General features: G+C 69.1%; 22 protein-coding genes and 2 pseudogenes. 15 read left to right on the top strand and 9 right to left on the bottom strand.

What is annotated here, in order from left to right; all coding sequences use genetic code 11:
• Position 1 precedes the first annotated feature (1 nt).
• Entirely contained in the window at positions 2-1,003 is a 1,002-nt protein-coding gene (locus OZ671_RS17395; protein ID WP_038302418.1) for an adenosine kinase, read from the bottom strand.
• 242 nt (positions 1,004-1,245) lie between these two features.
• On the opposite strand from OZ671_RS17395, the gene gnd reads away from it, so the two are divergent.
• Entirely contained in the window at positions 1,246-2,232 is a 987-nt protein-coding gene (gnd, locus tag OZ671_RS17390) for a phosphogluconate dehydrogenase (NAD(+)-dependent, decarboxylating) (RefSeq protein ID WP_268861980.1), read from the top strand.
• Positions 2,229-2,777, top strand: coding sequence for a gluconokinase (locus OZ671_RS17385; RefSeq protein ID WP_268861916.1), 549 nt, complete (start codon positions 2,229-2,231; stop codon positions 2,775-2,777). The genes gnd and OZ671_RS17385 overlap by 4 nt, the downstream gene beginning before the upstream one ends.
• On the opposite strand, the gene OZ671_RS17380 is transcribed toward OZ671_RS17385, so the two are convergent.
• Entirely contained in the window at positions 2,774-3,550 is a 777-nt protein-coding gene (locus OZ671_RS17380) for an HpcH/HpaI aldolase family protein (protein ID WP_268861915.1), read from the bottom strand. The genes OZ671_RS17385 and OZ671_RS17380 overlap by 4 nt on opposite strands.
• 24 nt (positions 3,551-3,574) lie before the next feature.
• Positions 3,575-4,507: a ribokinase gene (locus OZ671_RS17375; RefSeq protein ID WP_268861914.1), complete on the bottom strand. Its 933-nt coding sequence runs from the start codon at positions 4,505-4,507 to the stop codon at positions 3,575-3,577.
• Positions 4,508-4,645: 138 nt separating this feature from the next.
• Between OZ671_RS17375 and OZ671_RS17370 the strand changes: the two genes are divergently transcribed.
• The 5 genes from OZ671_RS17370 to OZ671_RS17350 all read left to right on the top strand — a co-directional run bounded on the left by OZ671_RS17370 (position 4,646) and on the right by OZ671_RS17350 (position 9,275).
• Positions 4,646-5,389 carry an ABC transporter ATP-binding protein gene (locus OZ671_RS17370; RefSeq protein WP_268861913.1) on the top strand — a complete coding sequence of 248 codons (744 nt, stop codon included), beginning with the start codon at positions 4,646-4,648 and terminating at the stop codon, positions 5,387-5,389.
• On the top strand, positions 5,389-6,066 hold the full coding sequence (locus OZ671_RS17365) for a phosphoribosylanthranilate isomerase (RefSeq protein WP_268861912.1): 678 nt from the start codon (positions 5,389-5,391) through the stop codon (positions 6,064-6,066). The genes OZ671_RS17370 and OZ671_RS17365 overlap by 1 nt, the downstream gene beginning before the upstream one ends.
• Positions 6,063-6,860 (top strand): ABC transporter permease, encoded by a 798-nt coding sequence (locus tag OZ671_RS17360; protein ID WP_268861911.1) that lies wholly within the window; start codon positions 6,063-6,065, stop codon positions 6,858-6,860. The genes OZ671_RS17365 and OZ671_RS17360 overlap by 4 nt, the downstream gene beginning before the upstream one ends.
• Before the next feature lie 184 nt (positions 6,861-7,044).
• Positions 7,045-8,451, top strand: a complete 1,407-nt coding sequence (locus OZ671_RS17355; RefSeq protein ID WP_442957094.1) for a polyhydroxyalkanoate depolymerase — start codon at positions 7,045-7,047, stop codon at positions 8,449-8,451.
• Between the two features lie 86 nt (positions 8,452-8,537).
• Positions 8,538-9,275, top strand: a complete 738-nt coding sequence (locus OZ671_RS17350) for a M48 family metallopeptidase (RefSeq protein ID WP_268861910.1) — start codon at positions 8,538-8,540, stop codon at positions 9,273-9,275.
• A 122-nt stretch (positions 9,276-9,397) separates the two neighbouring features.
• On the opposite strand, the gene OZ671_RS17345 is transcribed toward OZ671_RS17350, so the two are convergent.
• From OZ671_RS17345 to OZ671_RS17330, 4 genes and pseudogenes are all read right to left on the bottom strand, one after another.
• Positions 9,398-9,883 (bottom strand): GNAT family N-acetyltransferase, encoded by a 486-nt coding sequence (locus OZ671_RS17345; RefSeq protein WP_328286382.1) that lies wholly within the window; start codon positions 9,881-9,883, stop codon positions 9,398-9,400.
• 117 nt (positions 9,884-10,000) lie between these two features.
• Positions 10,001-10,324: pseudogene (locus OZ671_RS17340) on the bottom strand (GNAT family N-acetyltransferase); the annotation flags it as partial.
• 101 nt (positions 10,325-10,425) lie between these two features.
• Positions 10,426-11,001: a helix-turn-helix domain-containing protein gene (locus OZ671_RS17335; protein WP_268861909.1), complete on the bottom strand. Its 576-nt coding sequence runs from the start codon at positions 10,999-11,001 to the stop codon at positions 10,426-10,428.
• Positions 11,002-11,096: 95 nt separating this feature from the next.
• Positions 11,097-11,861, bottom strand: coding sequence for an alpha/beta hydrolase (locus OZ671_RS17330; RefSeq protein ID WP_268861908.1), 765 nt, complete (start codon positions 11,859-11,861; stop codon positions 11,097-11,099).
• Between the two features lie 228 nt (positions 11,862-12,089).
• Here OZ671_RS17330 and OZ671_RS17325 point away from each other — a divergent pair, with 228 nt between their 5' ends.
• The 4 genes from OZ671_RS17325 to hemA all read left to right on the top strand — a co-directional run bounded on the left by OZ671_RS17325 (position 12,090) and on the right by hemA (position 16,324).
• A complete protein-coding gene (locus OZ671_RS17325; RefSeq protein ID WP_268861907.1) occupies positions 12,090-13,319 on the top strand; it encodes a glycosyltransferase in 1,230 nt (409 codons plus the stop codon).
• A gap of 141 nt (positions 13,320-13,460) precedes the next feature.
• Positions 13,461-13,988: a translation initiation factor IF-3 gene (gene infC / locus OZ671_RS17320; RefSeq protein WP_038302402.1), complete on the top strand. Its 528-nt coding sequence runs from the start codon at positions 13,461-13,463 to the stop codon at positions 13,986-13,988.
• 135 nt (positions 13,989-14,123) lie between these two features.
• Positions 14,124-14,855, top strand: a complete 732-nt coding sequence (locus OZ671_RS17315; RefSeq protein WP_268861906.1) for an aldolase — start codon at positions 14,124-14,126, stop codon at positions 14,853-14,855.
• A 239-nt stretch (positions 14,856-15,094) separates the two neighbouring features.
• A complete protein-coding gene (gene hemA, locus OZ671_RS17310; RefSeq protein WP_268861905.1) occupies positions 15,095-16,324 on the top strand; it encodes a 5-aminolevulinate synthase in 1,230 nt (409 codons plus the stop codon).
• 90 nt (positions 16,325-16,414) lie between these two features.
• Here hemA and OZ671_RS17305 read toward each other — a convergent pair whose 3' ends face one another.
• On the bottom strand, positions 16,415-17,365 hold the full coding sequence (locus OZ671_RS17305) for a DUF2336 domain-containing protein (RefSeq protein ID WP_268861904.1): 951 nt from the start codon (positions 17,363-17,365) through the stop codon (positions 16,415-16,417).
• A 258-nt stretch (positions 17,366-17,623) separates the two neighbouring features.
• Positions 17,624-18,208 carry a glycosyltransferase gene (locus OZ671_RS17300; protein ID WP_268861903.1) on the bottom strand — a complete coding sequence of 195 codons (585 nt, stop codon included), beginning with the start codon at positions 18,206-18,208 and terminating at the stop codon, positions 17,624-17,626.
• 191 nt (positions 18,209-18,399) lie between these two features.
• On the opposite strand from OZ671_RS17300, the gene ppdK reads away from it, so the two are divergent.
• The 4 genes and pseudogenes from ppdK to OZ671_RS17280 all read left to right on the top strand — a co-directional run.
• Entirely contained in the window at positions 18,400-21,078 is a 2,679-nt protein-coding gene (gene ppdK / locus OZ671_RS17295; protein WP_268861902.1) for a pyruvate, phosphate dikinase, read from the top strand.
• 396 nt (positions 21,079-21,474) lie between these two features.
• Positions 21,475-21,753, top strand: a complete 279-nt coding sequence (locus tag OZ671_RS17290) for a hypothetical protein (protein WP_268861901.1) — start codon at positions 21,475-21,477, stop codon at positions 21,751-21,753.
• A gap of 39 nt (positions 21,754-21,792) precedes the next feature.
• Complete coding sequence (locus tag OZ671_RS17285; protein WP_328286378.1) at positions 21,793-22,722, top strand: ArgK/MeaB family GTPase; 930 nt, start codon at positions 21,793-21,795, stop codon at positions 22,720-22,722.
• 422 nt (positions 22,723-23,144) lie between these two features.
• Positions 23,145-23,664, top strand: a pseudogene (locus OZ671_RS17280) (hypothetical protein); the annotation flags it as partial.

Here is a 23,664-nt window from a genome sequence, read left to right as displayed (position 1 = left end):
CTCAGAGCTGGAAGCCGTTCTCGGCGGCGAGCGATTTCAGATCCGCCTCGGGCCGGGCCCCCATATGGCTGATGATCTCGGCGGCGCAGAGCGCGCCGAGGCCGAGCGATGCTTCGTGGCCGAGGCCCCGGGCAAGCCCGGCGAGGAAGCCGGAGGCAAAGAGGTCGCCGGCGCCGGTCGTGTCGACCACACGCGCGACGGGGAAGGCCGGCACCGAGACCAACTCGTTGCCCTCGGCCGCCAGCGCCCCCTCTTCGCCGCGGGTCACGACCGCCAGCCGCGCGTCGGCACGCAACGCATCGAGCGCCGTCGCGAAATCCGAGGTCTGATAGAGCGATTTCAATTCGCTCTCGTTGGCGAAGACGATGTCCACGACCTTGTCGCGCAGCAGCTGCAGGAATTCGTCGCGATAGCGGTCGACACAGAACGAATCGGACAGCGTCAGCGCCACGCGCCGGCCGGCGCCGTGGGCGATCGTGGCGGCCTTCAGGAAGGCCTGCTTGGCCGGCGGCGGATCCCAGAGATAGCCTTCGAGGTAGGTCACGCCGGCATTGGCGATGGTGTCCTCGTCGACATCCTCGGGCGACAGCAGCTGGGCCGCGCCGAGATAGGTGTTCATGGTGCGCTCGCCGTCGGGCGTCACCAGGATGAAGGAACGGGCGGTGGCCGGCCCGTCCTCCGCGAGGCGGGTCGGGAAATGCACGCCGGCGGCCTTGATGCCATGGCTGAAAGTGTGACCGAGCGGGTCGTTCTTGACCTTGCCGATGAAGCCGGGCGCAAGGCCCAGCATGCCGCAGCCGACGATGGTATTGGCCGCCGAGCCGCCGGAAATCTCCACCGTCTGCGTCATGGCGCCGTAGATTGCCTCGGCGCGCGGCTCGTCGATCAGCATCATCGCGCCTTTCTGCATGTCGAGCTTGGCGATGAGGTCGTCCTGGATGCGGGCGAGCACGTCGACGATGGCATTGCCGATGCCGGCAACGTCGTAGCGGGCCTTGGACATGAAACGGGTTCTCCGCAGGATCTCTTGGAAACTCCGGCCGCCCTCTACACGTTGCGGCCGGCGCGGGCAATGTCGGCGCCGGTTCGGCGCTTGACCTTTCGAAAGGTTGACATGAGCCGCCAGTCTGTTTGCCTGGGGCCGGAGCTGGTGTCCTGAAACCCGAAACGCGCGGCGTCCGATACCGGGCGGGCGTGGTTTCGAAGTCGCGGCACAGGGGGTGGCAGGTGAAGGAGGACACAGCGATGCAGCTCGGCATGGTGGGGCTTGGCCGGATGGGCGCCAATATCGTGCGTCGCCTGATCCGCGCGGGTCATTCCTGCGTCGTCCACGACACCAATCCGGAGGCGGGCAAGGCGCTGGCCGCAGAAGGCGCGGTCAATGCGACCAGCCTCGCCGCGCTCGTCGACACGCTCTCCGCTCCGCGCGCGGTCTGGATCATGCTGCCGGCCGGCACGGTCACCGAAAACACCATCGCGGAACTGGCGGCCCTGCTCGCGCCGGGCGACACCATCATCGATGGCGGCAATACCTATTGGAAGGATGACATCCGGCGGGCCCAGGCGCTCGCCGCCAAATGCCTGGCCTATCTCGATGTCGGCACGTCGGGCGGCGTCTGGGGCCTGGAGCGCGGCTATTGCCTGATGATCGGCGGCGACAAGGACGCCGCCGACCGGCTCGACCCGATCTTTTCGGCGCTCGCGCCGGGTCGCGGCGCGATCCCGGCGACGCGCCATCGCGGCGAGGCCCACGCCTCGACCGCCGAGCGCGGCTATCTCCACTGCGGGCCGAGCGGCGCCGGCCACTATGTGAAGATGATCCACAATGGCATCGAATACGGCATGATGCAGGCCTTTGCCGAAGGGTTCGACATCCTGCGCAATGCCGGCTCGGAGCGGCTGCCGGCCGAGCAGCGCTACGACCTGGCGCTGGCCGACATCGCCGAGGTCTGGCGCCGGGGCAGCGTCGTCACCTCCTGGCTCCTCGACCTGACCGCCGAGGCCCTGGCCGAGGACGGCGCGCTCACCGGCTTTTCCGGCCATGTCGACGATTCCGGCGAGGGCCGCTGGACGGTCGAGGCCGCGGTGGAGCAGGCAACCCCGGCCGAGGTGCTGACCTCGGCGCTCTATACCCGCTTCCGCTCGCGCCAGGACCACACCTTCGCGGAAAAGGTGCTCTCGGCCATGCGCAAGGGTTTCGGCGGCCACCAGGAGCCCAAGAAGACGGCATGACGACGGACGGCGCGAGCAGGGAACCTCTCGGCGCGGTGCTGCCGGCGGCGATCATCGTCATGGGCGTCTCCGGCAGCGGCAAGTCGACGGTCGGAGCCGCGCTTGCCGCGGCGCTCGGCTGGGATTTCCGCGACGGCGATGCGTTTCACCCGCCGGCCAATGTCGAGAAGATGCGCGCCGGGGCGCCGCTCACCGATACCGACCGCTGGCCCTGGCTGGATGCCATTGGCCGCCATGCCGCCGACCGCGATGCGGCAGGCGATCACGTGGTCATCGCCTGCTCGGCCCTGCGCCGGATCTATCGCGACCGGCTGCGGGCATCGGGCGCGGCCATGCGCTTCGTCCATCTCGACGGCAGCTTCGGGCTGATCGATGCCCGCATGGCCGCGCGCCGCGATCATTTCATGCCGCCGAGCCTGCTCGAAAGCCAGTTCGCGACGCTCGAGCCGCCGGAACCGGACGAAGCCGTCATCGTCGTCCCGGTCGAGGCAGCGCCCGGGACGATCGTCACCGCGATTCTCGGCCGGCTGCGCGCCTCGGCCTAGCGACCGGGGAAGGCCTTGCGGTGCCGGCCGATGTCGGCGAGCGCCCCGCTCCGGACCGCGGCCATGTCGCATTCGCCGATGACGATGCCGTAACCCGCCGCCGCGAGCTGTGAGGCGTCGCGGCCGGGGATCGGGATGGTGCCGAGCACCTTGCCCGCCGCGCGCGTCGCCGCCGCGGCCGCGTCGATGCTCGCCAGGACATCGGGCGCATCCAGCTGGCCGAGCTTGTCGAGCGAGCCGGCGAGGTCGTTGGCGCCGATGAACAGGCAGTCCGCGCCGTCCAGCGCGGCCATCTCGCCGGCAATGCGCGCGGCGCCGGCGCTTTCGATCTGCAGGGCGAGGAAGGTTTCCTCGTGCGCAGTCTCGGCATAGGTCTCGTCGAAACCGTAGAGTCCGGACCGGGCGACCGAGGCGGCATAGCCGCGCCGGCCGCGCGGCGGGAAGCGGCAGGCGGAGATGATCGCCCTGGCCTGGTCGAGCGTGTCGACCATCGGAACCATGAGCGAATGGATGCCGGCATCGAGCAGCCGCTTGAAGTGGCTCGGATCATGGCCGGGCACGCGCACCATCGCCTCGCCGCCGCCGGCCTCGACCGCGCGCACGCAGGCCAGCACGTCGGCGACGTCGATCGGCGTATGCTCGGTGTCGACGAGCACGATGTCGTAGCCGGCGAGCGCATAGAGCTCGCAAATGGCCGGCGAACCTGAGAACACCCAGGCGCCGAGGAGGTTCTCGCCGGCCATGGCGCGGCGTTTCATGCGGTTGCGGATCATCGAATGTCTCCTGGGAGCGAGGGCTCAAGTCGGCATGAGCGGAATGTCGCGGGCGGCGATCCCGAGCGCGGCCGCGGCAATCGCCTCGGCGTCCGGCAGGCTCGGCTGCGCGCCGAATGCGGTGCAGGCGAGCGAGCCGGCGGCCGTGCCGTGCTCGATGGCGCTGACGAGGCCGCGCCCCGCCGCGAGGGCCGCCGCGAACGCACCGCAAAAGGCGTCGCCGGCCGCCGTCGTGTCGACCACCGCGACGGGCAGTGCCGGCACCAGGCAGCGCACGCCGTCGCGCCAGGCGACGGCTCCCTCGGCGCCGAGGGTCACCACCGCGGTCTTGCCGAGCTGGCGGTCGATCTCCCGGGCGATCGCTTCCGGCTCGTCGGAGGCAAGGCCGAGGCCGGGGCCAAGGGCAAGGATCTCGTGCTCGTTGACGATGACGATATCGACCAGTGCCATCAGTGCGGCCGGCACCGGCCCTGCCGGCGCGCGGTTGAGCAGCACGGTCATCTGATGCGCCTTGGCCCAGCGTGCCGCGGCGAGGTTTTCCGCTTCGGGCACTTCCCATTGCAGCATGAGCAGGTCGCTGCCGGCGACGGCCAGCCGGTCGAGGGCGCCGGCGCTCGCCTGGGCATTGGCGCCGGCCGCGACGACGATCTGGTTGCGCCCGCCGGCATCGACTGCGATGAAGGCGGCGCCCGTCGGCGCATCGACCCGGGCGATGCCCGAAAGATCGACACCGGCTGCGGCGAGAGCGCTCAGCGCCGTCTCGGCGAAGGCGTCGCGCCCGACCGCGCCGACCAATGCGACCTCGGCGCCCGCGCGCCGCGCCGCCAGCGCCTGGTTCGCGCCCTTGCCGCCGGGGACCATCTGATAATCGGGACCGAGCACGGTTTCGCCGGCGCGCGGCAGGTCCGGCACGCGCGCGACCAGGTCGATGTTGATGGAGCCGAAAACGACGATCATGGGCCGCGAGGCTGGCTTGTCCGAAGGCTTCCGGTCAAGGCGCCGGTAGCAGGGCGGCAATGCGCCCCAATATAAGCAGGGCGGTGCGATCACGGATTTTGATTTGCCCTCGCCGGAACCGCGCGTCATGGACAGGGCATGAAACAGGCAGCGATCGAGACCAGCGCCCTGATCAAGGACTACGGCGCCGTACGCGCCGTGGACGGCCTGACGCTGGTCCTGCCGGCCGGCTCGACCACCGCGCTGCTCGGCGGCAACGGCGCCGGCAAGACGACGACGATCGCCATGATCATGGGCTTGACCTTGCCGACCTCGGGCAAGGTCCACGTGCTCGGCACCGACATGGCGCGACGGCGGCACGACGTCCTCCACCGGATGAACTTCGAAAGCCCCTATGTCGACATGCCGAACCGGCTCACCGTGCGCCAGAACCTCACGGTGTTCGGCAAGCTCTACGGCGTTGCCGGTCTTGGCGACCGGATCCGGGCACTGGCCGCCGATCTCGACCTCGGTGATTTCCTCGACCGGCCGACCGGCAAGCTCTCGGCCGGCCAGAAGACCCGCGTCGCGCTCGCCAAGGCGCTGATCAATGATCCGGAGGTGCTGCTGCTCGACGAGCCGACCGCTTCGCTCGATCCCGATACCGCCGATTGGATCCGCAGCCATCTCGAGCGCTACCGCTCCCGCCGCGGCGCCACCATCCTGCTTGCCTCGCACAATATGGGCGAGGTCGAGCGGCTGTGCGACCGCGTGGTGATGATGAAGCGCGGCCGCATCGAGGACGACGGCTCGCCGGCCGAGCTCATTGCCCGCTACGGCCGCAGCAATCTGGAGGAAGTGTTCCTCGACGTCGCCCGTGGACGCAAGGAGGCGGCTGAGTAATGACCCATCCGGTTCGGCAGGCTCGCACCCGCGTCAAGATCTGCTGCATCTCCTCGGCCGAGGAGGCGCGCCTGGCGATCGCGGCCGGCGCCGACGCGCTCGGCTTCGTCGCGGGCAGGCCGTCCGGTTCCGGCATCGTCGACGATGCGACGATCCGCGCGGTCGCCGACGAAGCGCCGCCGCCGGTTGCGAGCTTCCTGCTGACCCCGCACCTGAAAGGCGCCGACATCGTCGAGCATCTGCGCCTCTGCGGCACCAATACGGTGCAGATCGTCGACCATGTCGATCCGGCCGAGCATGCGGTCATCGCCGGGGCGCTGCCGCTCGTCCGCCGGGTCCAGGTGATCCATGTCGAAGGCCCCCGGACGCTGGATCTGATCCCGGTCTACGAGCCCCATATCCACGCTTTCCTGCTCGATTCGGGCAAGCCCGGCGGCAGCATGCGCGAGCTCGGCGGCACCGGCCGCACCCACGACTGGAAGGTCAGCGCGGAATTCGTGCGCCGGTCGCGGCGGCCGGTCTTCCTCGCCGGCGGCCTCAACGCCGGCAATGTCGCGGCCGCGATCGCGGCCGTCCGGCCGTTCGGGCTCGATCTGTGTTCGGGCGTGCGCACGGCCGGGCACCTCGATCCGGCCAAGCTCGATGCCTTCATGCAGGCCGTGCGGGAGGCCGGATGACCTTTTCCCTGGCCCGCGTCGGCGCGCTCTGCCTGCGCTACAGCTATCTCATCGCCTCGTCCTGGCCGCGGCTCCTCGAGCTCGTCTACTGGCCGGTGCTCAACCTGCTCACCTGGGGATTCCTGCAGACCTATGCGATGAACGCCGCCAACGGCACGCTGTTCGCGGCGGGCGCGCTGGTCTCCGGGCTGCTCCTGTGGGAGGTGCTGTTCCGCGGTCAGCTCGGCTTCTCCATCTCCTTCCTGGAGGAGATCTGGTCGCGCAATCTCGCCAATCTCCTGATGAGCCCGTTGCGGCCGGTGGAGTTCGTCGCCGCGCTGATGGCGATGAGCCTGCTGCGCCTCGTCATCGGCCTGACGCCGGCCGTGGTGCTGGCGGTCGCCTTCTTCGGGCTCGACCTCGCCCGCCTGGGCATCGGCCTCGTCGCCTTCTTCGCCCTGCTCGTCATCACCGGCTGGGCGGTGGCACTGCTCGTCGCCGGGGTGATCCTGCGCCACGGCCTCGGCGCGGAGAGCCTCGCCTGGACCGTGCTGTTCCTGTTCTGGCCGCTCTGCTGCGTCTACTACCCGCTTTCGGTGCTGCCCTGGTGGCTGAAGCCCTTGGCCCTCGCGCTGCCGCCGACCTACGTCTTCGAGGGCATGCGCGCGGTGCTGGCGACCGGCACCCTGAGGCTCGACTACCTCGCGATCGCGGCCGGCCTCGACATCCTCTGGCTCGGCGTCGCGGCCTGGGGCTTCGTCGTCCTGATGGACCGGGCGCGGGCGGCCGGCACGCTTTTGTCCGGCGGGGAATGAGCTTCTCCGGCGGGCCCGGCCCGGAGCAGAAATATCCGTAGAAACCCTGATGAACGAAAGTTGACGGTTTGTTAGCCGCGCTCTGATTGCCTGAATTGTGTCGAACAGATTACAAATTATCGCAGCGCAGCAAACGAAGGCTGGGTAATTACCGCATGGCACAGGCCTGCGGCGGGCCTCGGAAATGAGCCCGGCCTTGACCCGGTCCCGTCCATCGGAGGCCTCGCGAGTGCTTTATCATTGGTACGAAGCAACGCATGCCATGCTGTCGCCTTATCGCGCCATGGCCGATGCCACCAAGCTGGCGCTGTCCAATCCGGTCAATCCCTGGTCGCATACCCCCTTCGGCAAGCAGGTCGCGGCGGCCTGCGAGGTGTTCGAGCGCACCACGCGCCGGTACGGCAAGCCCGATTTCAATCTGGCCACGACCCTTGTCGGCGGCGAGCGCGTGGCGGTGACCGAAAAGGTCGTCTGGTCGCGCCCCTTCTGCAATCTCATCCACTTCCAGCGCGCGGTTCCGCGCGGCCGGCGGCCGGATCCGAAGGTGCTGATCGTCGCGCCGATGTCCGGCCACTACGCCACCCTGCTGCGCGGCACGGTCGAGGCCTTCCTGCCCGACCACGAGGTCTACATCACCGACTGGACCGATGCCCGCATGGTGCCGCTCGCCGAGGGGCATTTCGACCTCGACGACTATGTCGACTACGTCATTTCCATGCTGCATGTGCTTGGGCCGGACACCCATGTCATGGCGGTCTGCCAGCCGGCGGTGCCGGTCTTCATGGCGGTCTCGCGCATGGAGGCCGAGGACGATCCCTATGCGCCGACCACGCTGACGCTGATGGGCGGCCCGATCGACACCCGCGCCAATCCGACCGCGGTCAACAAGCTCGCCCATGAGCGCGGCACCGACTGGTTCCGCCGCAACGTCCTCACCACCGTCCCCTTCCCGCATCCGGGCATGATGCGGCAGGTCTATCCGGGCTTCATGCAGCTCACCGGCTTCATGACCATGAATCTCGACCGTCATGTCGACGCCCACCGCGACCTGTTCCGCAACCTGGTCAAGGGTGACGGCGACGGCGCGCAGAAGCACCGCGAATTCTACGACGAATACCTCTCGGTGATGGACCTCACCGCCGAGTTCTACATGCAGACGATCGAGCGCGTCTTCGTCGAGCATCACCTGCCGCTCGGCATCATGCGGCACCGTGACCAGCCGGTCGATCCGAAGGCCATCCGGCGCGTCGCGCTGATGACGGTGGAAGGCGAGAACGACGACATTACCGGCGGCGGCCAGACGCTCGCCGCCCACGGCCTTGCCACCTCGCTCGCCGACGACATGCGTGTCCACTACCTGCAGCCGTCGGTCGGCCACTACGGCGTGTTCAACGGCTCGCGGTTCCGCGCCGAGATCGCGCCTCGCGTGATGGACTTCATGCGCACCCATGCCTACCGCAAGGCCCAGCAGAGCGCGCCAGGCGGCAAGCCGGTCGTCGCCAAGGCGGCGGGCGCCAAGCCCGCGGGCCTGAAGATGATCCAGGGCGGCCGCACCGGATCGGGCGCGCTGCACGCGCCCAAAAAGGACTGAGCCAAAGCCTTCACAAGGCCGTGCGCCGTCGGCGAGTGCGCGCGCCGATATGGCGCGGCGCCCGGCGACTCGGCTATTCTCATCCCATGTCGATCGTCCGCCGCCTGTTTCAGCGCGAGCCTGACCCCGCGACGATTCCCGTCACGCATGAGGGGATCGTCTACGAGGTTGCGGTGCGGCGCATGGCGCAGGCCCGCCGGTTCACCCTGAGGGTCAGGACCGCGAGCCGCGATGCGGTGCTGACCATGCCGCAGCGCGCCCGCTTCGCCGATGCGCGCGACTTCGCCGAGCGGCATGGCGGCTGGATCGCCGCCCGGCTCAGCCGGATCCCGGAAACCCTTGATTTCGTGCCCGGTGCCGTCGTGCCGCTGCGGGGTGTCGGCCATGCCGTGGTGCATCGCGCCGACCGGCGCGGCACGGTCTGGGTCGAGAACGGCGAGATTCACGTCGCCGGCGATGCCGCCTTCGCGGCGCGGCGGGTGCAGGATTTCCTGAAGCGCGAGGCCAAGAAGGACCTGGAACTGGCGACGCGCCACCATGCCGCCGCGCTCGGGGTCAAGGTGACACGCATCACCATGCGCGACCAGGCGAGCCGCTGGGGTTCGTGCTCCTCCACCGGCGCCATCAACTATTCCTGGCGCCTGATCCTCGCTCCGCCCTTCGTCCTCGACTATCTCGCCGCCCACGAGGTCGCGCATCTGCGCGAGATGAACCATTCCGCGCGGTTCTGGCGCATCGTCAGGGATCTCTGCCCGGGTCTCGAGCCCGCCAAGGCCTGGCTGCGCGTCAACGGCGCCCAGTTGCACCGCTACGGCACGAAATAGGGTCCAGGGCCTGTTCGCCCTGCAGAAATGTCGGCGGTGGTGCGAGGCGCGTTGCGCCCGCGCCTTGCAAGCATGAGGCGCCGAGGAGGGCTGACTTCTGGGCAAAACCGGCGCGGGAACCGTCAGCCGAGCCGCTTCTGCATGAAGACGAGGTCGAGGCGGCGGCCGAACTTGGTGCCGACCTCGTACATCCGGCCGACCTCGACGAAGCCCGCCCGCCGGTGCAGCTTGAGCGAGGCCGCGTTCGAGCCTTCGATGCCGCCGATGATGACGAATTTGCCCTGGGCCCTGGCGCGCGCGATCAGTGCCTCGACCAGGGCGACGCCCACGCCGCCGCCACGCCGGTCGGACCGGACATAGACGGAATGCTCGACCGCGTCGCGATAGCCGTCCCAGGCGCGGAACTGGACATAGGAGCCGAAGCCGACGACCTCGCCGTTCTCGACCGCGACCAGCACGGGATAGCCGGCCGCAACGCGCTCCTGCCACCAGGTGCGGCGGTTGTCGAGATCGACGGGCGCGTCGGTCCAGACGGCGGTCGTGTTGACGATGGCCTCGTTGAGAATGGCGAGGATCGCTGGCAGGTCATCCTCGGTCGCATCACGCACGGTCGCGGCAGCCGGCCGCGATGCAGCCGCCGGCGCGAGCACCTTGGTCAGGAAGGTGGTGTCGCAATAGCCCCCGTCGGGCAGCAGGGCGAAATCGGCGACGAAGCCGCAGCGCTGCCAGCCGCCGCGCTCATAGACGCGGATCGCCGTGTCATTGGCCGAATCGAGCAGCAGCAGCGTGCGGCCCCGGGCGAGCGCCTCCTCCTCGAGCCGCTGCAGCATGGCCTGGGCGATGCCGCGGCGGCGGCCGTCGTGATGGACCAGCATCTTGCGCACTTCGGCGCGATGCGGCTGGTTCGGCGGCATGTCGAGCGCGAGTTGCGCCGTGCCGACGATGCGCCCGTCGAGAAAGCCGGCAACCAGCACGGCTTCGCCGTTTGCGACCCGGTCGGCCACGCCCTGGAAGAAGGCTTCGCCTTCGGCCTGACCGAACGGGTTCATGAAGCTCACCGAGGCGCCGTTCGCGACGCAGTCGACCAGCACGGCGGCAAGCGCCGCGGCCTGTGCGCGGACCGCCTCGGCGTCCAGGACATCGATATGGATCATCGGCGGCCTCCATCGGGCACCAGGACCACGGCGTAGCGCGCCGGCGCCTTGCCGCGGTTCTCGAAGACGAGCAGATGGTCGAGCCGCATCACGCGGCAGTCGCCGGGACCGAGATCGGTCGCCAGGCCGTCGGTCTCGAGCGTCAGCACGCCCTCGAACACCCAGACGAACTGTTCGGCCGGCACGATGACGAGATTGTCGTAGGCGACGCGTGCGCCCGGCGGCAGCATGACCTCGACGACATCGGTGCCGGAAGCTCCGCGCGGGGCGACATTGCGCCGGGTATAGCCGGTCTCCGGGTCGACCCGCACCGGGCTGTCGGCGGCGCGCCGCACCACCTCGCGCTTCGGCTCGTCCTGTTCGAACAGCGCGGCCAGCGTCACGCCCAGCGCTCCGCCGAGCTTGACCAGCAGCACGGCCGTCGCGCTCGCCTCGGCTCGCTCGATCCGCGAGATCATCGCCCGCGACACGCCGGAAAGGCTCGCGAGCTGGTCGAGCGTGAAGCCCTTGGCCGCACGCAGTTCGCGCACCCGCTGCGCCACAATCTGGTCAAGATCGCTGACATTCTCCATGATGAGAGAATATGCCTCTCAGATCATGGAAGCAAGGGTGGTCGAGGCGGCAGCCTCCTGGTCGTCCCGCGAGCGGCCCGGCGCGATCCGCGGTGCTAGCCGCCCGCCATCGCCGCGACCGCCTCGGTCAGGCGCGCGATGTCCTCCGGGCGCGACAGGCGATGGTCGCCGTCCTTGACCAGCGTGACGACGACGTCGTCGCGGGCGATGCGGGCAACCGTGTCCATGGCGTGCTGCCAGGGCACGTCGGGATCCTGCATGCCCTGCAGGACATGAACCGGGCAGCCGGTTTCGATCAGGCCGCCGAGCACGAGATTGTTGCGCCCGTCCTCGATGAGCGCCCGGGTGATCGGATAGCCGCCCTCGTCATAGTCGGACGGCCGCACCCAGCGGCCCTCCGTCTCGATCTGCCGCTTCACCGCCTCGGGAAAGGCTTTCCACATCAGGGCCTCGGTGAAGTCGGCGGCCGGCGCGATCAGCACCATGCCGGCGGGCGGACGCGGCATCCGGCGGGCGGCGAGCAGGGCGATCCAGCCGCCCATGGAGGAGCCGACAAGGATCGGCGCCTCCCCGGCGAGCGCGATCGCCGCCAGGGCCTCCTCGGTCCAGGCGCTGATCGTGCCGTCCTCGAACCGGCCCGAGGATTCGCCGTGGCCGCTATAGTCGAAGCGCAGATAGGAGCGGCCGGTCTGAGCCGCGAAATCCGACAGCGCCTCGGCCTTGGTGCCCTTCATGTCCGATTTGAAGCCGCCGAGCCAGACGATGGTCGGGCCGGTCCCCGCGATCCGGCGATAGGCGATCCGTCGCGCGGTGTCGCCCGCGCCGACTGTCAGGATTTGCGGATCGGGTAAGCTCGGCATCACACTCGTCCCATAGTGTGCTTCGATTCTGGAATATGCCGGCGCCTGCGCGCGCGGGCCCGGCCGGCTCCGGAATCGAAGAGCACGTGTAACCTTTTGATTTCCGGCGTTGTTTTGATTTCGACAGGCGCCGGTGGTTGCTATCTGTAGCAGGCGGATGTCGAAATCGAAACGACACGGGCGATTCGCTTCTGGTCCTACCCGTCCGGGCCGTGCTGGGAAAGAGCGATGCACCACGCAAGTCTGCCACGCGAGCCGGGCCTTGAAGGCCGAACCGTGCTGCAGGTCCTGCCGGCCCTCGATGGCGGGCGGGTCGCGCGTCATGTCCTCGCCATCGCCATTGCCTTGTCGCGGGTCGGTGCCCGCCCGCTCGTCGCCGGCGAAAAGGGCCCGCTCATCGGCGATCTCCAGGCGGCCGGCGGCGAATGGATCCCGCTCGATGCGCGCACGCTCAATCCGGCGCGGCTCATGCGCAACGCCGCGACCCTTTCGGCCCTCATCGGCCGCGAGAAGGTCGATCTCATCCATGTCCACGCCAACGGCCCGGCCTGGAGCGCCCATGCGGCGACGCGGCTGGCGCGCCGGCCGTTCGTGACCAGCTTCCATCTGTCGCCGGACGCGACTCGCCGCACGCCGCCGCTGGCGCGCTGGGCGCTTGGCCGCGGCGACGCGGTGCTGGTGCCCTCGGCCTATCTCGCCGGGCGCGTCGGCGCCGTTCACGGTATCGAGGCCGCCCGGCTCGCGGTGATCTCGCCGGGCTTCGATCTTTCCGGCTTCGATCCGCTCCGGGTGCCCCGCGAGGCGAGCGTCGGCTTCCGTCTCGCCGCCGGGCTGACCGATGCACAGCCCGGCCGCGTGGTGCTGCACCAGGCGCGGCTCGAGCCGGCCAAGGGGCAGATGGTGCTGATCGACGCGGTGCGCCTCCTGGTCAATGGCGGCCTCACCGATACCGTCTTCGTCATCGCCTGCGAGGGGCCGGAGCGGGGCGGCTACCGGGCCGAGCTCGTCAGGCGCATCGAGGCCCAGGGGCTCGGCGACATCGTCCGGCTCGTCGGAGCCGGAGACTGCGGCCCGGGTGCGCTCGCGTCCGCCGATCTCGCCGTGGTCGCCTCCCTGGAACCGGAACCGATCGGCCGGAACGCCATCGAGGCGATGGCCATGGGCCTGCCCGCCATCGTCTCCGATGACGGGGCGCTGGCCGAGATCGTGCCGGCGGCGCCCGAGGCGGGCGAGGCTGAGCGGGTAGGCTTTCGCGTGCGCGCCGGCGACGCGCTGGCGCTGGCCGAAGGCCTCGGCGCGGCGCTGTCGCTGAGCGCCGCCGAACGCGAGGCCATGGCCGACCGGGCCAGGGCCCATGCGCGCCGATTTTCCCGCGATCGGATGCAGCTGGACGTGCTCGCCGTCTATCGCGGGCTTCTGAACCCCGCTGGCCGCGCGAAAATCGTCGCGAACCATTGACTTCCGCAGCAATTCTACCGATCTTCCGGTCCTTCCGGATGCTCAGCCGCGCCTGCGTTCGTTCCCGCGAAGGGGATGCCGCGCGCTGGAGCCAGCCGAACCCTTTGATGTCCTTGAGGAGAAGTCCCCATTCGCAGACCAATGAGAGCCGCCGCCCCCGTCGAACGAGACGGTCCGCGCATCAACGACATGATCCGTGTCCGTGAAGTCCAGTTGATCGACGCCGAAGGTGAGAACCGCGGCGTGGTTCCGACGCGCGACGCCGTTCAGATGGCGACGGAGGCCGGCCTTGATCTCGTCGAGGTCGCCCCGAATGCCGTGCCGCCTGTCTGCAAGATCATGGACTACGGCAAGTTCAAGTTCCAGGAGCAGAAGAAGGCCGCCGAGGCCCGCCGGAACCAGAAGACGGTCGAGGTCAAGGAAATCAAGCTGCGCCCGGGTATCGACGACCACGACTACGACACCAAGATGAAGGCCATGAAGCGGTTCTTCGAGGAAGGCGACAAGGTCAAGGTGACCCTGCGCTTCCGCGGCCGCGAAATGGCTCATGTCGATATCGGCGTGAAGGTGCTCGATCGGGTCAAGGCCGATACCGTGGCCATTGCCAAGGTCGAGCAGGAAAGCCGGCTGGAAGGCAAGCAGATGATCATGATCCTGGCGCCGAAATAGCGCCACACGGCAGCGTTGCGCGGCCTGCGCATCGCCCTTTGCCCGTTCCTGCCCCATAACAGCGCCTGCGGACCTCCGCGGGCGCTTTTCGTTTGGCCCGCCGGTCGCCAACAGGGACATCCAGGGACAGGGCCGATGACCGCCGACGTGAAGACCACCGATGTGAAGACCTTGCGCCGCGAGCTCGCCGCGGCCTTCCGCCTTGCCGCGCGCTTCGAGCTCAACGAGGGGGTCTGCAATCACTTCTCGGTGGTGGTGCCGGGCGCCGAGGAGCGCTTCCTGATCAATCCCTACGGCATCCACTGGGCCGAGATGCGCCCGGACGACCTCCTGCTCATCGACGGCGACGGCACGATCCACGAGGGCTGGGGCGAGGTCGAGGCCTCGGCGCGCAACATCCACATTGCCGGCCACCGGGCCAATCCCAGGCACCAGGCGATCCTGCACGTGCACATGCCGCATGCGACCGCGCTCACGATGGTCGAGGGCGGCCGGCTGGAAATGGCACACCAGACCGCCTGCCGCTTCCTCGGCCGCACGGCCTATCAGGGCTTCGGCGGCGTCGCCCTGACCGCGGAGGAGGGCGAACGCATCGCCCAGGCGCAGAAGGACAATCCCGAGGCCGACATCATCTTTCTCGACCATCACGGCGTGACGGTCGGCGGGCCCACGGTGGCGGTCGCCTTCGACGATCTCTACTATCTGGAGCGCGCCTGCCGGCAGCAGATCCTCGCCCTGTCGACCGGCCTGCCGCTGAAGCTCATCCCCGAGGCGCAGCAGAAGCAGACCGCGCGCGAATGGATGCAGGTGCTGGACTATCAGGCCAGCAAACATTTCGAGGCCCTGATGCGCCTCCATGGGCTCTGAGGGCGGCTTGCGCCGCTGCCAACGATCGGTGACGACCAAGCGATGAGGGGTGGCGCGCATCCCTGCTCGCCATTCGCAACCTGCTACCCACGCCGCTAGGACGATTCGTCATAGGACGGCAGATTAGAACTGTGCTAAGCCGCACGGGATCTGTTTGATCGCGATCGCGTGGCCCCCGCCGGGTTCGCGCGGTCGCGGGACCGCCCCAAGCGGCGGCCCCGGGGCGGACCGGACGAGCCATGACCTATAAACGCTTCTTCGAAGATGCCGTCGCGCGACTGAAGGACGAGCGCCGCTATCGCGTCTTCGCCGATCTCGAGCGTTCGGTCGGCCGTTTCCCGCGCGCCGCCTGGCACGGCCCCGAAGGCGTGCGCGACGTCGTCATCTGGTGCTCCAACGACTATCTCGGCATGGGCCACCATCCCGACGTCATCGAGGCCATGGCCGGCTGCGCCCGCCGCATGGGCACCGGCGCCGGCGGCACGCGCAACATTTCCGGCACGTCCCATCCGGTGGTCGAGCTGGAGCGCGAGCTCGCCGACCTGCACGGCAAGGAGGCGGCCCTCGTCTTCACCTCGGGCTACGTTTCCAACCAGACCGGCATTTCGACCCTGGCCCGGCTGATCCCGGACTGCCTGATCCTGTCGGATGCGCTCAACCACAATTCGATGATCGAGGGCGTGCGCCAGTCGGGCTGCGCGAAGCAGGTGTTCCGGCACAATGACCTGGAGCATCTGGAACAGCTGCTGAAGGCCGCCGGTGCCGAGCGCAACAAGCTGATCGTGTTCGAAAGCGTCTATTCGATGGACGGCGACACCAGCCCGATCGCCGCCATCTGCGACCTCGCCGACCGCTACCGTGCCATGACCTATATCGACGAGGTCCATGCGGTCGGCATGTATGGCCCGCGCGGCGGCGGCATTGCCGAGCGCGACGGCGTCATGCACCGGCTCGACATCGTCGAGGGCACGCTCGGCAAGGCCTTCGGCGTGATGGGCGGCTACATCGCCGGCGATGCCGTGGTGATCGACGCGGTGCGCAGCCATGCCGCCGGCTTCATCTTCACCACCGCCCTGCCCCCGGCGATCGCCAGTGCCGCGGCGGTCTCGATCCGCCACCTCAAGGCGTCCGATCGCGAGCGCGACGCGCAGCAGCGCCAGGCCGCGCGCACCAAGCGGGTGCTGGCGCTCGCCGGCCTGCCGGTCATGGCGAGCGAAACCCATATCGTGCCGGTGCTGGTGGGTGATGCCGAGAAGTGCAAGGCGGCGAGCGACCGCCTGCTGCGCCAGCACGGCATCTACATCCAGCCGATCAACTATCCGACCGTGCCGCGCGGCACCGAACGCCTGAGAATCACGCCGGGGCCGGCCCACACGGATGCGATGATCGACGATCTCGCCGCGAGCCTCATCGAGACCTGGCTCGCGCTCGACCTGCCTCTGAAGCCCTGGGCCGACGCCGCGGAATAGGGACTGGGGCGAATAGCGAGGAGGGAATTAGGCGTCGAGGGCCTTGCTGTCTCTCAATGGCTTGGGCCCCTCATTCGCCATTCGCCTTCATCATACCGGAAACCCGATCGGCGGCCGGACGCGGGCCAGCGGCAGGCGGCTGACGATGCGGTCGATCTCGGCCGTGCGCATCAGGCGGAAGCGCACCGGTGTCTTGTGGATGTCGGTCAGCGGGCGGCCGCCCGCGACCCGCCAGGCATGGACCAGTGCCTCGTAGATATGGGCGTCGATGCCGGCGACATGGCATACCGCGCCGAGCGCCTTTTCATCGTCCCGGTCGATCAGCTTGCGTCCGGCCTCGCGGTCGCGGCCGATCGCCCGCATGATCAGGTCGACCGCCGGCAGGAAGTCGCGTTTCTCGGCGAGCCGCGTCACCGCATCGTTCAGCGCTTCGCCGGTCAGCACTTCGTCCGCCGCCTTCGCCGCCCTGGCGATGTCGGGTGGGCAGTCGCTGCGCTGGGCGATGAGGGCACGGATCGCCGGGTCGGAGCCGAGGCGCTCGGCGATCAGGCTGAAGCCGGCGGCGGAAGGCCGGGCACCGGGATTGCGCACGAGCAGCGCGACCGTCGCGCTTTCGCCGACCCGGGCAATGGCATCGGCAAGCGGGCCCGACAGCGCCTGGCGCCTGGCGATGATGCGCATGTGCTCCTGCCGGTCGGCGGTGCAGATGGCGAGCAGGGCTTCGTCGCTCATCTCCGGCGCCATCAGGATGGCTTCGGCCACCGCCACCGTGTCGCGGGCGAGCGCCAGGCTCGCCTCGGGCAGCGCGGCGATGCAGCGGGCGAGCTTCGGCGAGGCGCGCACGCGGCTCGGCAGCGGCGCCTCACGCAGGGCTTCCGCCACCACGAGATCCAGCACCATCGCCTTGCGGCTGGCGGCGTCGGGACGCTCGCGCAGCACCTCCTCGACGAGCTCCTCGATCAGTGCCCCGCGCGCCTTGGGCGCAAGCTGGCCGATCATCCCCTGGAGCGGCCCGAGCGTTGCCTCGATATCCAATGCCATTGGTCATGACCTTTTTTTCGGACATTGGCGCCGATGTATTAACCGGTGCTGAAGCCGATCTCGGAGACAGCGGGCATGATGAGCATTTGATTAGATTACGACGCTATTGGCTGAACAAGCGGTTTATGAGCGGTGAATGATCTTCGCTTTTACCGCCGGTGCCAGTCTTTTCAGACGCCTGTCAAGTTTTCACCGGGCCAATGCTGCGGCGGTATCATGATCTTGCGGGCGCCATGCCCGCATGGAAGGCCGTCCGTCCTAGATCGCAAGCGCGGTCGCCCGCGTGCGCAGCACGGTGAGCGCGCCGCGGCCGATCCGGCGCGCGAAGACGCGCTCGCTGTCGGCGCCGGACGGATGGCCGCCGCGGCCATGATAATGGGCCGCGTGGATCAGCAACGCCTGGCTCGCCGCCGGGCCGAAACCGGCCACAAAGGCGAGCCGGGCCTTCAGCGCCGCGAGCTGCGCCGCCGTGCCGAAGCCGTCGACGCCATGGGCGAAGATGGCGGCGCGCCGGCCGGTTTCGCCACTGCGGTGGGTCTGATCGAGAAAGCCCCGGGTCTCGCGGATCCAGCCCTCGTCCAGCACGACGCCGGGGGCGATGAACAGGAGCCAGGGCGCCTTGGCGGTCGCCGCCGCCGCGGCGAGCCGGGCGCCGCGGTCGGCCGGACCCTGGATCTGGCGGCATCCGGCCATGTCGCCGACCGCCTCGGTGTCGTCGCTGGAGCCGCCATCGGCGAGGATCGCCTCGACGATCAGGCCGTCGGCGGCGCCCGGTACGAGGCAGGCGAGGGTGCGGACGAGCCGGCGCTCGTCGTTCAGGGTCGGGATCACCACGCTCAGCACGTCGACCAGTCCTTTTGCGGCGCAGTATAGTGATGATGCAGTGCGTTCATCCAGCCTTCATTCGCGGGGTTCCAAAACGGCGCGCAACCCCGGGCCGCCGTGGCCGAGGTTGAAAATGATGGCGGAAAGCGCCTAAACAAACCGGCCGCGCCGGCGGGCGCGCGGCGCAGAACAGAACTGGGATGCCGACAATGACGACATGGGTCTACACCTTTGGCGACGGCAAGGCCGAAGGCCAGTCGAGCATGCGCAACCTTTTGGGCGGCAAGGGCGCGAACCTCGCGGAAATGTCCAATATGGGCCTGCCGGTCCCGCCCGGCTTCACCATCACCACCGAGCTCTGCACCTGGTACTATGCCAATGGCCGCAGCTATCCGGCCGAGCTGAAGTCCCAGGTCGAGAACGGCCTCGTCCATATCGGCAAGCTGACCGGCAAGGTCTTCGGCGATGCGGCCAATCCGCTGCTCGTCTCGGTCCGGTCCGGCGCCCGCGCCTCGATGCCGGGCATGATGGACACGATCCTCAATCTCGGCCTCAACGATGTCACCGTCGAGGCGCTGGCGACGCAGGCCGGCGACCAGCGCTTCGCCTATGACAGCTATCGCCGCTTCATCCAGATGTATTCCAACGTCGTGCTCGAGGTGGATCACCACAATTTCGAGGAGATCCTCGAGCACTACAAGGACCAGAAGGGCCTCACCCTCGACACCGAGCTCTCGGCCGACGACTGGAAGCACCTCATCGGCGCCTACAAGGCGAAGGTTCAGGAAGAGACCGGCAAGGCCTTCCCGCAGGACCCGCACGAGCAGCTCTGGGGCGCCATCGGCGCCGTGTTCTCCTCCTGGATGAACCAGCGCGCCATCACCTATCGCCGCCTGCACCAGATCCCGGAGAGCTGGGGCACCGCGGTCAATGTCCAGGCCATGGTCTTCGGCAATATGGGCGAGACCTCGGCCACCGGCGTCGCCTTCACGCGCAATCCCTCCACCGGCGCCAAGGAGCTCTACGGTGAGTTCCTGATCAACGCCCAGGGCGAGGACGTCGTCGCCGGCATCCGCACGCCGCAGAACATCACCGAGGCCGCCCGCATCGAGGCCAAGTCCGACAAGCCGTCCATGGAGACGGCCATGCCGGAGGTCTACCGCCAGTTCATCCAGGTCGCCGAGACCCTGGAGCGGCACTACCGCGACATGCAGGACCTCGAATTCACGGTCGAGCGCAACAAGCTCTGGATGCTGCAGACCCGCAACGGCAAGCGCACCGCCAAGGCGAGCCTCAGGATCGCCGTCGAGCTCGCCGCCGAGGGCCTGATCACCGAGGCCGAGGCCGTCTCGCGCGTCGATCCCGCCTCCCTCGACCAGCTGCTGCACCCGACGATCGATCCGAAGGCCGAGCGGCGCGTGCTGGCCTCCGGCCTGCCGGCGTCCCCCGGCGCCGCCCAGGGCGAGATCGTCTTCAATTCCGACGAGGCCGAGGCCATGAAGGCGAGCGGCCACAAGGTGATCCTGGTCCGCGTCGAGACGAGCCCGGAAGACATTCACGGCATGCATGCGGCCGAGGGCATCCTGACGACCCGCGGCGGCATGACCTCGCATGCCGCCGTCGTCGCCCGCGGCATGGGCAAGCCCTGCGTCTCCGGCGCCGGCTCGCTGCGCGTCGACTATGCGGCGGCGACCCTGACCGTTGCCGGCACCACGCTGAAGAAGGGCGACATCGTCACCATCGACGGCTCGACCGGCCAGGTCCTGCTCGGCGAGGTCGCCATGCTGCAGCCGGAACTGTCGGGCGAGTTCGCCACCCTCATGGGCTGGGCCGACAAGGCGCGGCGCCTGAAGGTGCGCACCAATGCCGACACGCCGGCGGATGCCCGCGTCGCGGTCAAGTTCGGCGCCGAGGGCATCGGGCTCTGCCGCACCGAGCACATGTTCTTCGACGAGGCGCGCATCGTCGCGGTGCGCGAGATGATCCTCGCCGACGACGAGAAGGGCCGGCGCCAGGCGCTCGCCAAGCTCCTGCCCATGCAGCGCTCCGATTTCGTCGAGCTGTTCGAGATCATGGCCGGCCTGCCGGTGACGATCCGTCTGCTCGATCCGCCGCTGCACGAGTTCCTGCCGCATACCGATGCCGAGGTCGCCGAGGTCGCCGCCGCCATGGGCGCGGACGCCAAGAAGCTGAAGGCCCGCGCCGAGGAGCTGCACGAGGTCAATCCGATGCTCGGCTTCCGCGGCTGCCGCCTGGCGGTCGCCTATCCGGAAATCGCCGAGATGCAGGCGCGCGCCATCTTCGAGGCGGCGGCCGAGACCGCCCGCAAGGGCGGCAAGGCCGTGGTGCCCGAGGTCATGGTGCCGCTGGTGGCGACGACGGCCGAGTTCGATCTCGTCAAGGCCCGCATCGTCGCCATGGCCGATGCGGTCATGAAGGAGACCGGCACCAAGCTCGACTATATCGTCGGTACCATGATCGAGCTGCCGCGCGCCGCGCTGCAGGCGGGCAAGATCGCCAAGACCGCCGAATTCTTCTCCTTCGGCACCAACGATCTGACCCAGACGACCTTCGGCATTTCGCGCGACGACGCGGCGAGCTTCCTCAACCCCTACCTCGCCAAGGGCATCATCGAGGTCGATCCGTTCATCTCGCTGGACCAGGACGGCGTCGGCGAGCTCGTCAGCATCGCCACCGAGCGTGGCCGGGCGACGCGGCCCGACATCAAGCTCGGCATCTGCGGCGAGCATGGCGGCGACCCGGCCTCGATCCATTTCTGCGAGACGGTCGGTCTCGACTATGTCTCCTGCTCGCCGTTCCGCGTGCCGATCGCCCGCCTCGCCGCCGCCCAGGCGGCGCTCGGCAAGGCCGCCGCGAGCCAGGCGTGATGCGCGGGCGGATGGCGAGCCGTCCCGGCGCCACGCGATCCGCCTTCCGCATTGGCGCGCACCGCGCAGAAGTAGGCCGTCCTTCGCGGCCCGCGCCCTTGGGCGCGGGCATCTCGGGATGAAGCGGGGCGGAGCATCGCATCGGCGGGGCATCTATCGATCCCGTGGCCCATGCTGAGGCGAGCACGGGTTGCGGGCTCCCTGCGCGCGCCGGGCCTGCATCGGGCAAGTATTCGACAATCCTCATGGTCGAGGTCAGCGAGCCTCGACGCCCTGCTTGATGAACGCCGCGACCGGCGGACGAGCAAACGCTTAAGCCCAAGGGCTTACTGGTCTCGCGCCGCCGTTCCGTGCCAGGGTTGCGGCGCGTTCGAGGTCAATTGCAGGGGGCGTGACATGCCGGCGAGCCGCACCATACCGATGACCGGTCTTGCCTTCGTCGTCTACATGCTGGCAGCGGGCCTCGGCCTTGCTTTTGTGTTCAAGGTCTATCCGGCCCTCGGCGCCACCGTGCCGGGCTTCATGTGGCTGCTGGTCGCCGCGCTCGTCTTCGACGTCGCGGTCCATCAGCTCGCCGCCAGGGGCATCGCGCAGGCTCTGACCATGCCGTGGCGGGTCGGCGGCTTCTGCGCCGGCGCGGTGCTGCAGCATTCGGCGTCGACCTATGCGCTGTGAGCCATGCCGGGGCAGCGCGCCGGCCGCGGGCGCTTTCACGTGAAACCCTTGAGTCTTGAAACCCTGCGTGGCGGCGGCAAGCGTGCCATCGCGGAGGCCCTCGCCGCCATCGAGACGCGCGCCGGCACGGCCGCGCTCGCCGCCTTCCTCGACCAGGCCTGCGGCGCGGCCCGCGGCCTCACCCTCGGTCTCACCGGTCCGCCCGGTGTCGGCAAGTCGACGCTGACCAATGTGCTGGTGCAGCGCTGGCGCGGCGGCGGCGAGAGCGTCGGGGTCATCGCCATCGATCCCTCCTCGCGCAAGACCGGCGGCGCCCTGCTCGGCGACCGCGCCCGCATCTCGACCGATCCCGCCGACCGCAACGTCTTCGTCCGCTCCATGGCGGCGCGCGACCGCCTCGGCGGCCTGTCCGACCAGACCGTCGCGGCCATGGTGGTGATGCGCGCCGTGTTCGACCGGGTGCTGATCGAAAGCGTCGGCATTGGCCAGTCGGAGGCCGATGTCGGCATGGTCGCCGACACCGTGGTGTTGTGCATCCAGCCGGGCTCCGGCGACAGCCTGCAGTTCATGAAGGCCGGCGTCATGGAACTGCCCGACGTCATCGCCGTCACCAAGGCCGACATGGGCGAGCCGGCTCGGCGCGCGAAGGCCGATGTCGAGGGCGCGCTCACCCTCGTGGCGCGCGATGCGGACGACTGGGTGGCGCCGGTCGTGCTGATCTCCTCGGCGACGGGCGAGGGCATGGACGCGCTCGCCGCGGCGGTGGAGAGCCACCGGCAATGGCTCGGCGCGGCGCGGCTCGCCGCCCGCCGCCGCACCCAGGAGGCGCAATGGGTCGAGGAGGCCCTGCGCACCCGTTTCGGCACGGCCGGGCTCGCGGCGGCGGGAGCGGCGCCGGCTGCCTCGGGTCCGTTTGTGCATGAACATGCGGTCACCGCCCTGCTCAGCGCCCGCCTCGGCCGGGCCTGAGATCATCCGTCCCGGTGGACGTTCGTCATGGCCCGCGGCTTGCCTTCGCATCTCCCGACAATGGGACAAGTATAGATGTGGCGAGCATCTGTTCATGTGCGCGCCGCTCGAGGATTCGAACAGTACGACATCGGCGCAAAGCGTTCCCTTCCTCATCCTGAAGACCGAACGTAGCGAGCCGCCAAGAACAACTGACCTTTGGGAGGGGCATCACCAGAGATTCTCCAGGTCTTGACCTGCTTGCGGATGACGATTCTCCCCCGTCATTAACGCGCTCTCAACCTTACCTGGGCGATAAGGTTGACGAGCTGGTCACCATGTTTGCGGCGGACCACCTGGTGTTGGCGTGTTTCGCGTGGAGTGCGTTGCGTATGCGTGCCTTGCGTCGGCGTTCTGCGTCCGGAATCCGGTCGGCTGCCCTCGTGCCCGGCCTTGCCGGCTCGCTGCTGCTCCTGTCGTGCCAGCAGATCGCCTATCAGGACCTCGTCAGCTATCTCGCCCAACGCTCGGGCGTCGACCAGACGTGGCGGCGCCATGTCGCGAGCCTGGTCAGGCCGAACATGGCCATGGCGAGCTTCGCCTTCGCCAGTCCCCTGCCGCGTGATCCCGTCGAACCGACGCGGCTGCTCGCACGCTTCGACCCGCGCGGCATCGCCGGAGCCGATCCGCGGGCGGCCGGCGGCCGCCAGGTCGCGCCGGCAGTCGGCGCCGGTCCCGGCCGCGTCGTCGTCTATCCCGAGGTCAACCGCGACGCCAAGAGCGACCTCCTCGTCGAACGCACACGGCTGCGGCCGAGCTTCACGCGGGGCGAGCCGACTGGCACGCTGCTGGAGGCGCCCGGCGACCTGACGACGGTGGCCCGTTTCAGCCGCGGGCCGCTGCAGGATCCCGCCGCCATTGCCGGGCAAGAGACCTTTCCGAGGGTATCGGGAGGGGCCGGCA

Source organism: Phreatobacter sp. AB_2022a (assembly GCF_026847585.1).
Taxonomy (GTDB): Bacteria; Pseudomonadota; Alphaproteobacteria; order Rhizobiales; family Phreatobacteraceae; genus Phreatobacter.
Note: the sequence above shows the minus strand (reverse complement) of the source record. Positions and strands in the feature narration are given on the sequence as shown.

Excerpts from the sequence above, each read along its gene's own strand:
- OZ671_RS17395 (WP_038302418.1), bottom strand. The coding sequence starts at position 1,003 with ATGTCCAAGGCCCGCTACGACGTTGCCGGCATCGGCAATGCCATCGTC.
- gnd (WP_268861980.1), top strand. The coding sequence starts at position 1,246 with ATGCAGCTCGGCATGGTGGGGCTTGGCCGGATGGGCGCCAATATCGTG.
- OZ671_RS17385 (WP_268861916.1), top strand. The coding sequence starts at position 2,229 with ATGACGACGGACGGCGCGAGCAGGGAACCTCTCGGCGCGGTGCTGCCG.
- OZ671_RS17380 (WP_268861915.1), bottom strand. The coding sequence starts at position 3,550 with ATGATCCGCAACCGCATGAAACGCCGCGCCATGGCCGGCGAGAACCTC.
- OZ671_RS17375 (WP_268861914.1), bottom strand. The coding sequence starts at position 4,507 with ATGATCGTCGTTTTCGGCTCCATCAACATCGACCTGGTCGCGCGCGTG.
- OZ671_RS17370 (WP_268861913.1), top strand. The coding sequence starts at position 4,646 with ATGAAACAGGCAGCGATCGAGACCAGCGCCCTGATCAAGGACTACGGC.
- OZ671_RS17365 (WP_268861912.1), top strand. The coding sequence starts at position 5,389 with ATGACCCATCCGGTTCGGCAGGCTCGCACCCGCGTCAAGATCTGCTGC.
- OZ671_RS17360 (WP_268861911.1), top strand. The coding sequence starts at position 6,063 with ATGACCTTTTCCCTGGCCCGCGTCGGCGCGCTCTGCCTGCGCTACAGC.
- OZ671_RS17355 (WP_442957094.1), top strand. The coding sequence starts at position 7,045 with ATGAGCCCGGCCTTGACCCGGTCCCGTCCATCGGAGGCCTCGCGAGTG.
- OZ671_RS17350 (WP_268861910.1), top strand. The coding sequence starts at position 8,538 with ATGTCGATCGTCCGCCGCCTGTTTCAGCGCGAGCCTGACCCCGCGACG.
- OZ671_RS17335 (WP_268861909.1), bottom strand. The coding sequence starts at position 11,001 with ATGGAGAATGTCAGCGATCTTGACCAGATTGTGGCGCAGCGGGTGCGC.
- OZ671_RS17330 (WP_268861908.1), bottom strand. The coding sequence starts at position 11,861 with ATGCCGAGCTTACCCGATCCGCAAATCCTGACAGTCGGCGCGGGCGAC.
- OZ671_RS17325 (WP_268861907.1), top strand. The coding sequence starts at position 12,090 with ATGCACCACGCAAGTCTGCCACGCGAGCCGGGCCTTGAAGGCCGAACC.
- infC (WP_038302402.1), top strand. The coding sequence starts at position 13,461 with ATGAGAGCCGCCGCCCCCGTCGAACGAGACGGTCCGCGCATCAACGAC.
- OZ671_RS17315 (WP_268861906.1), top strand. The coding sequence starts at position 14,124 with ATGACCGCCGACGTGAAGACCACCGATGTGAAGACCTTGCGCCGCGAG.
- hemA (WP_268861905.1), top strand. The coding sequence starts at position 15,095 with ATGACCTATAAACGCTTCTTCGAAGATGCCGTCGCGCGACTGAAGGAC.
- OZ671_RS17305 (WP_268861904.1), bottom strand. The coding sequence starts at position 17,365 with ATGGCATTGGATATCGAGGCAACGCTCGGGCCGCTCCAGGGGATGATC.
- ppdK (WP_268861902.1), top strand. The coding sequence starts at position 18,400 with ATGACGACATGGGTCTACACCTTTGGCGACGGCAAGGCCGAAGGCCAG.
- OZ671_RS17290 (WP_268861901.1), top strand. The coding sequence starts at position 21,475 with ATGCCGGCGAGCCGCACCATACCGATGACCGGTCTTGCCTTCGTCGTC.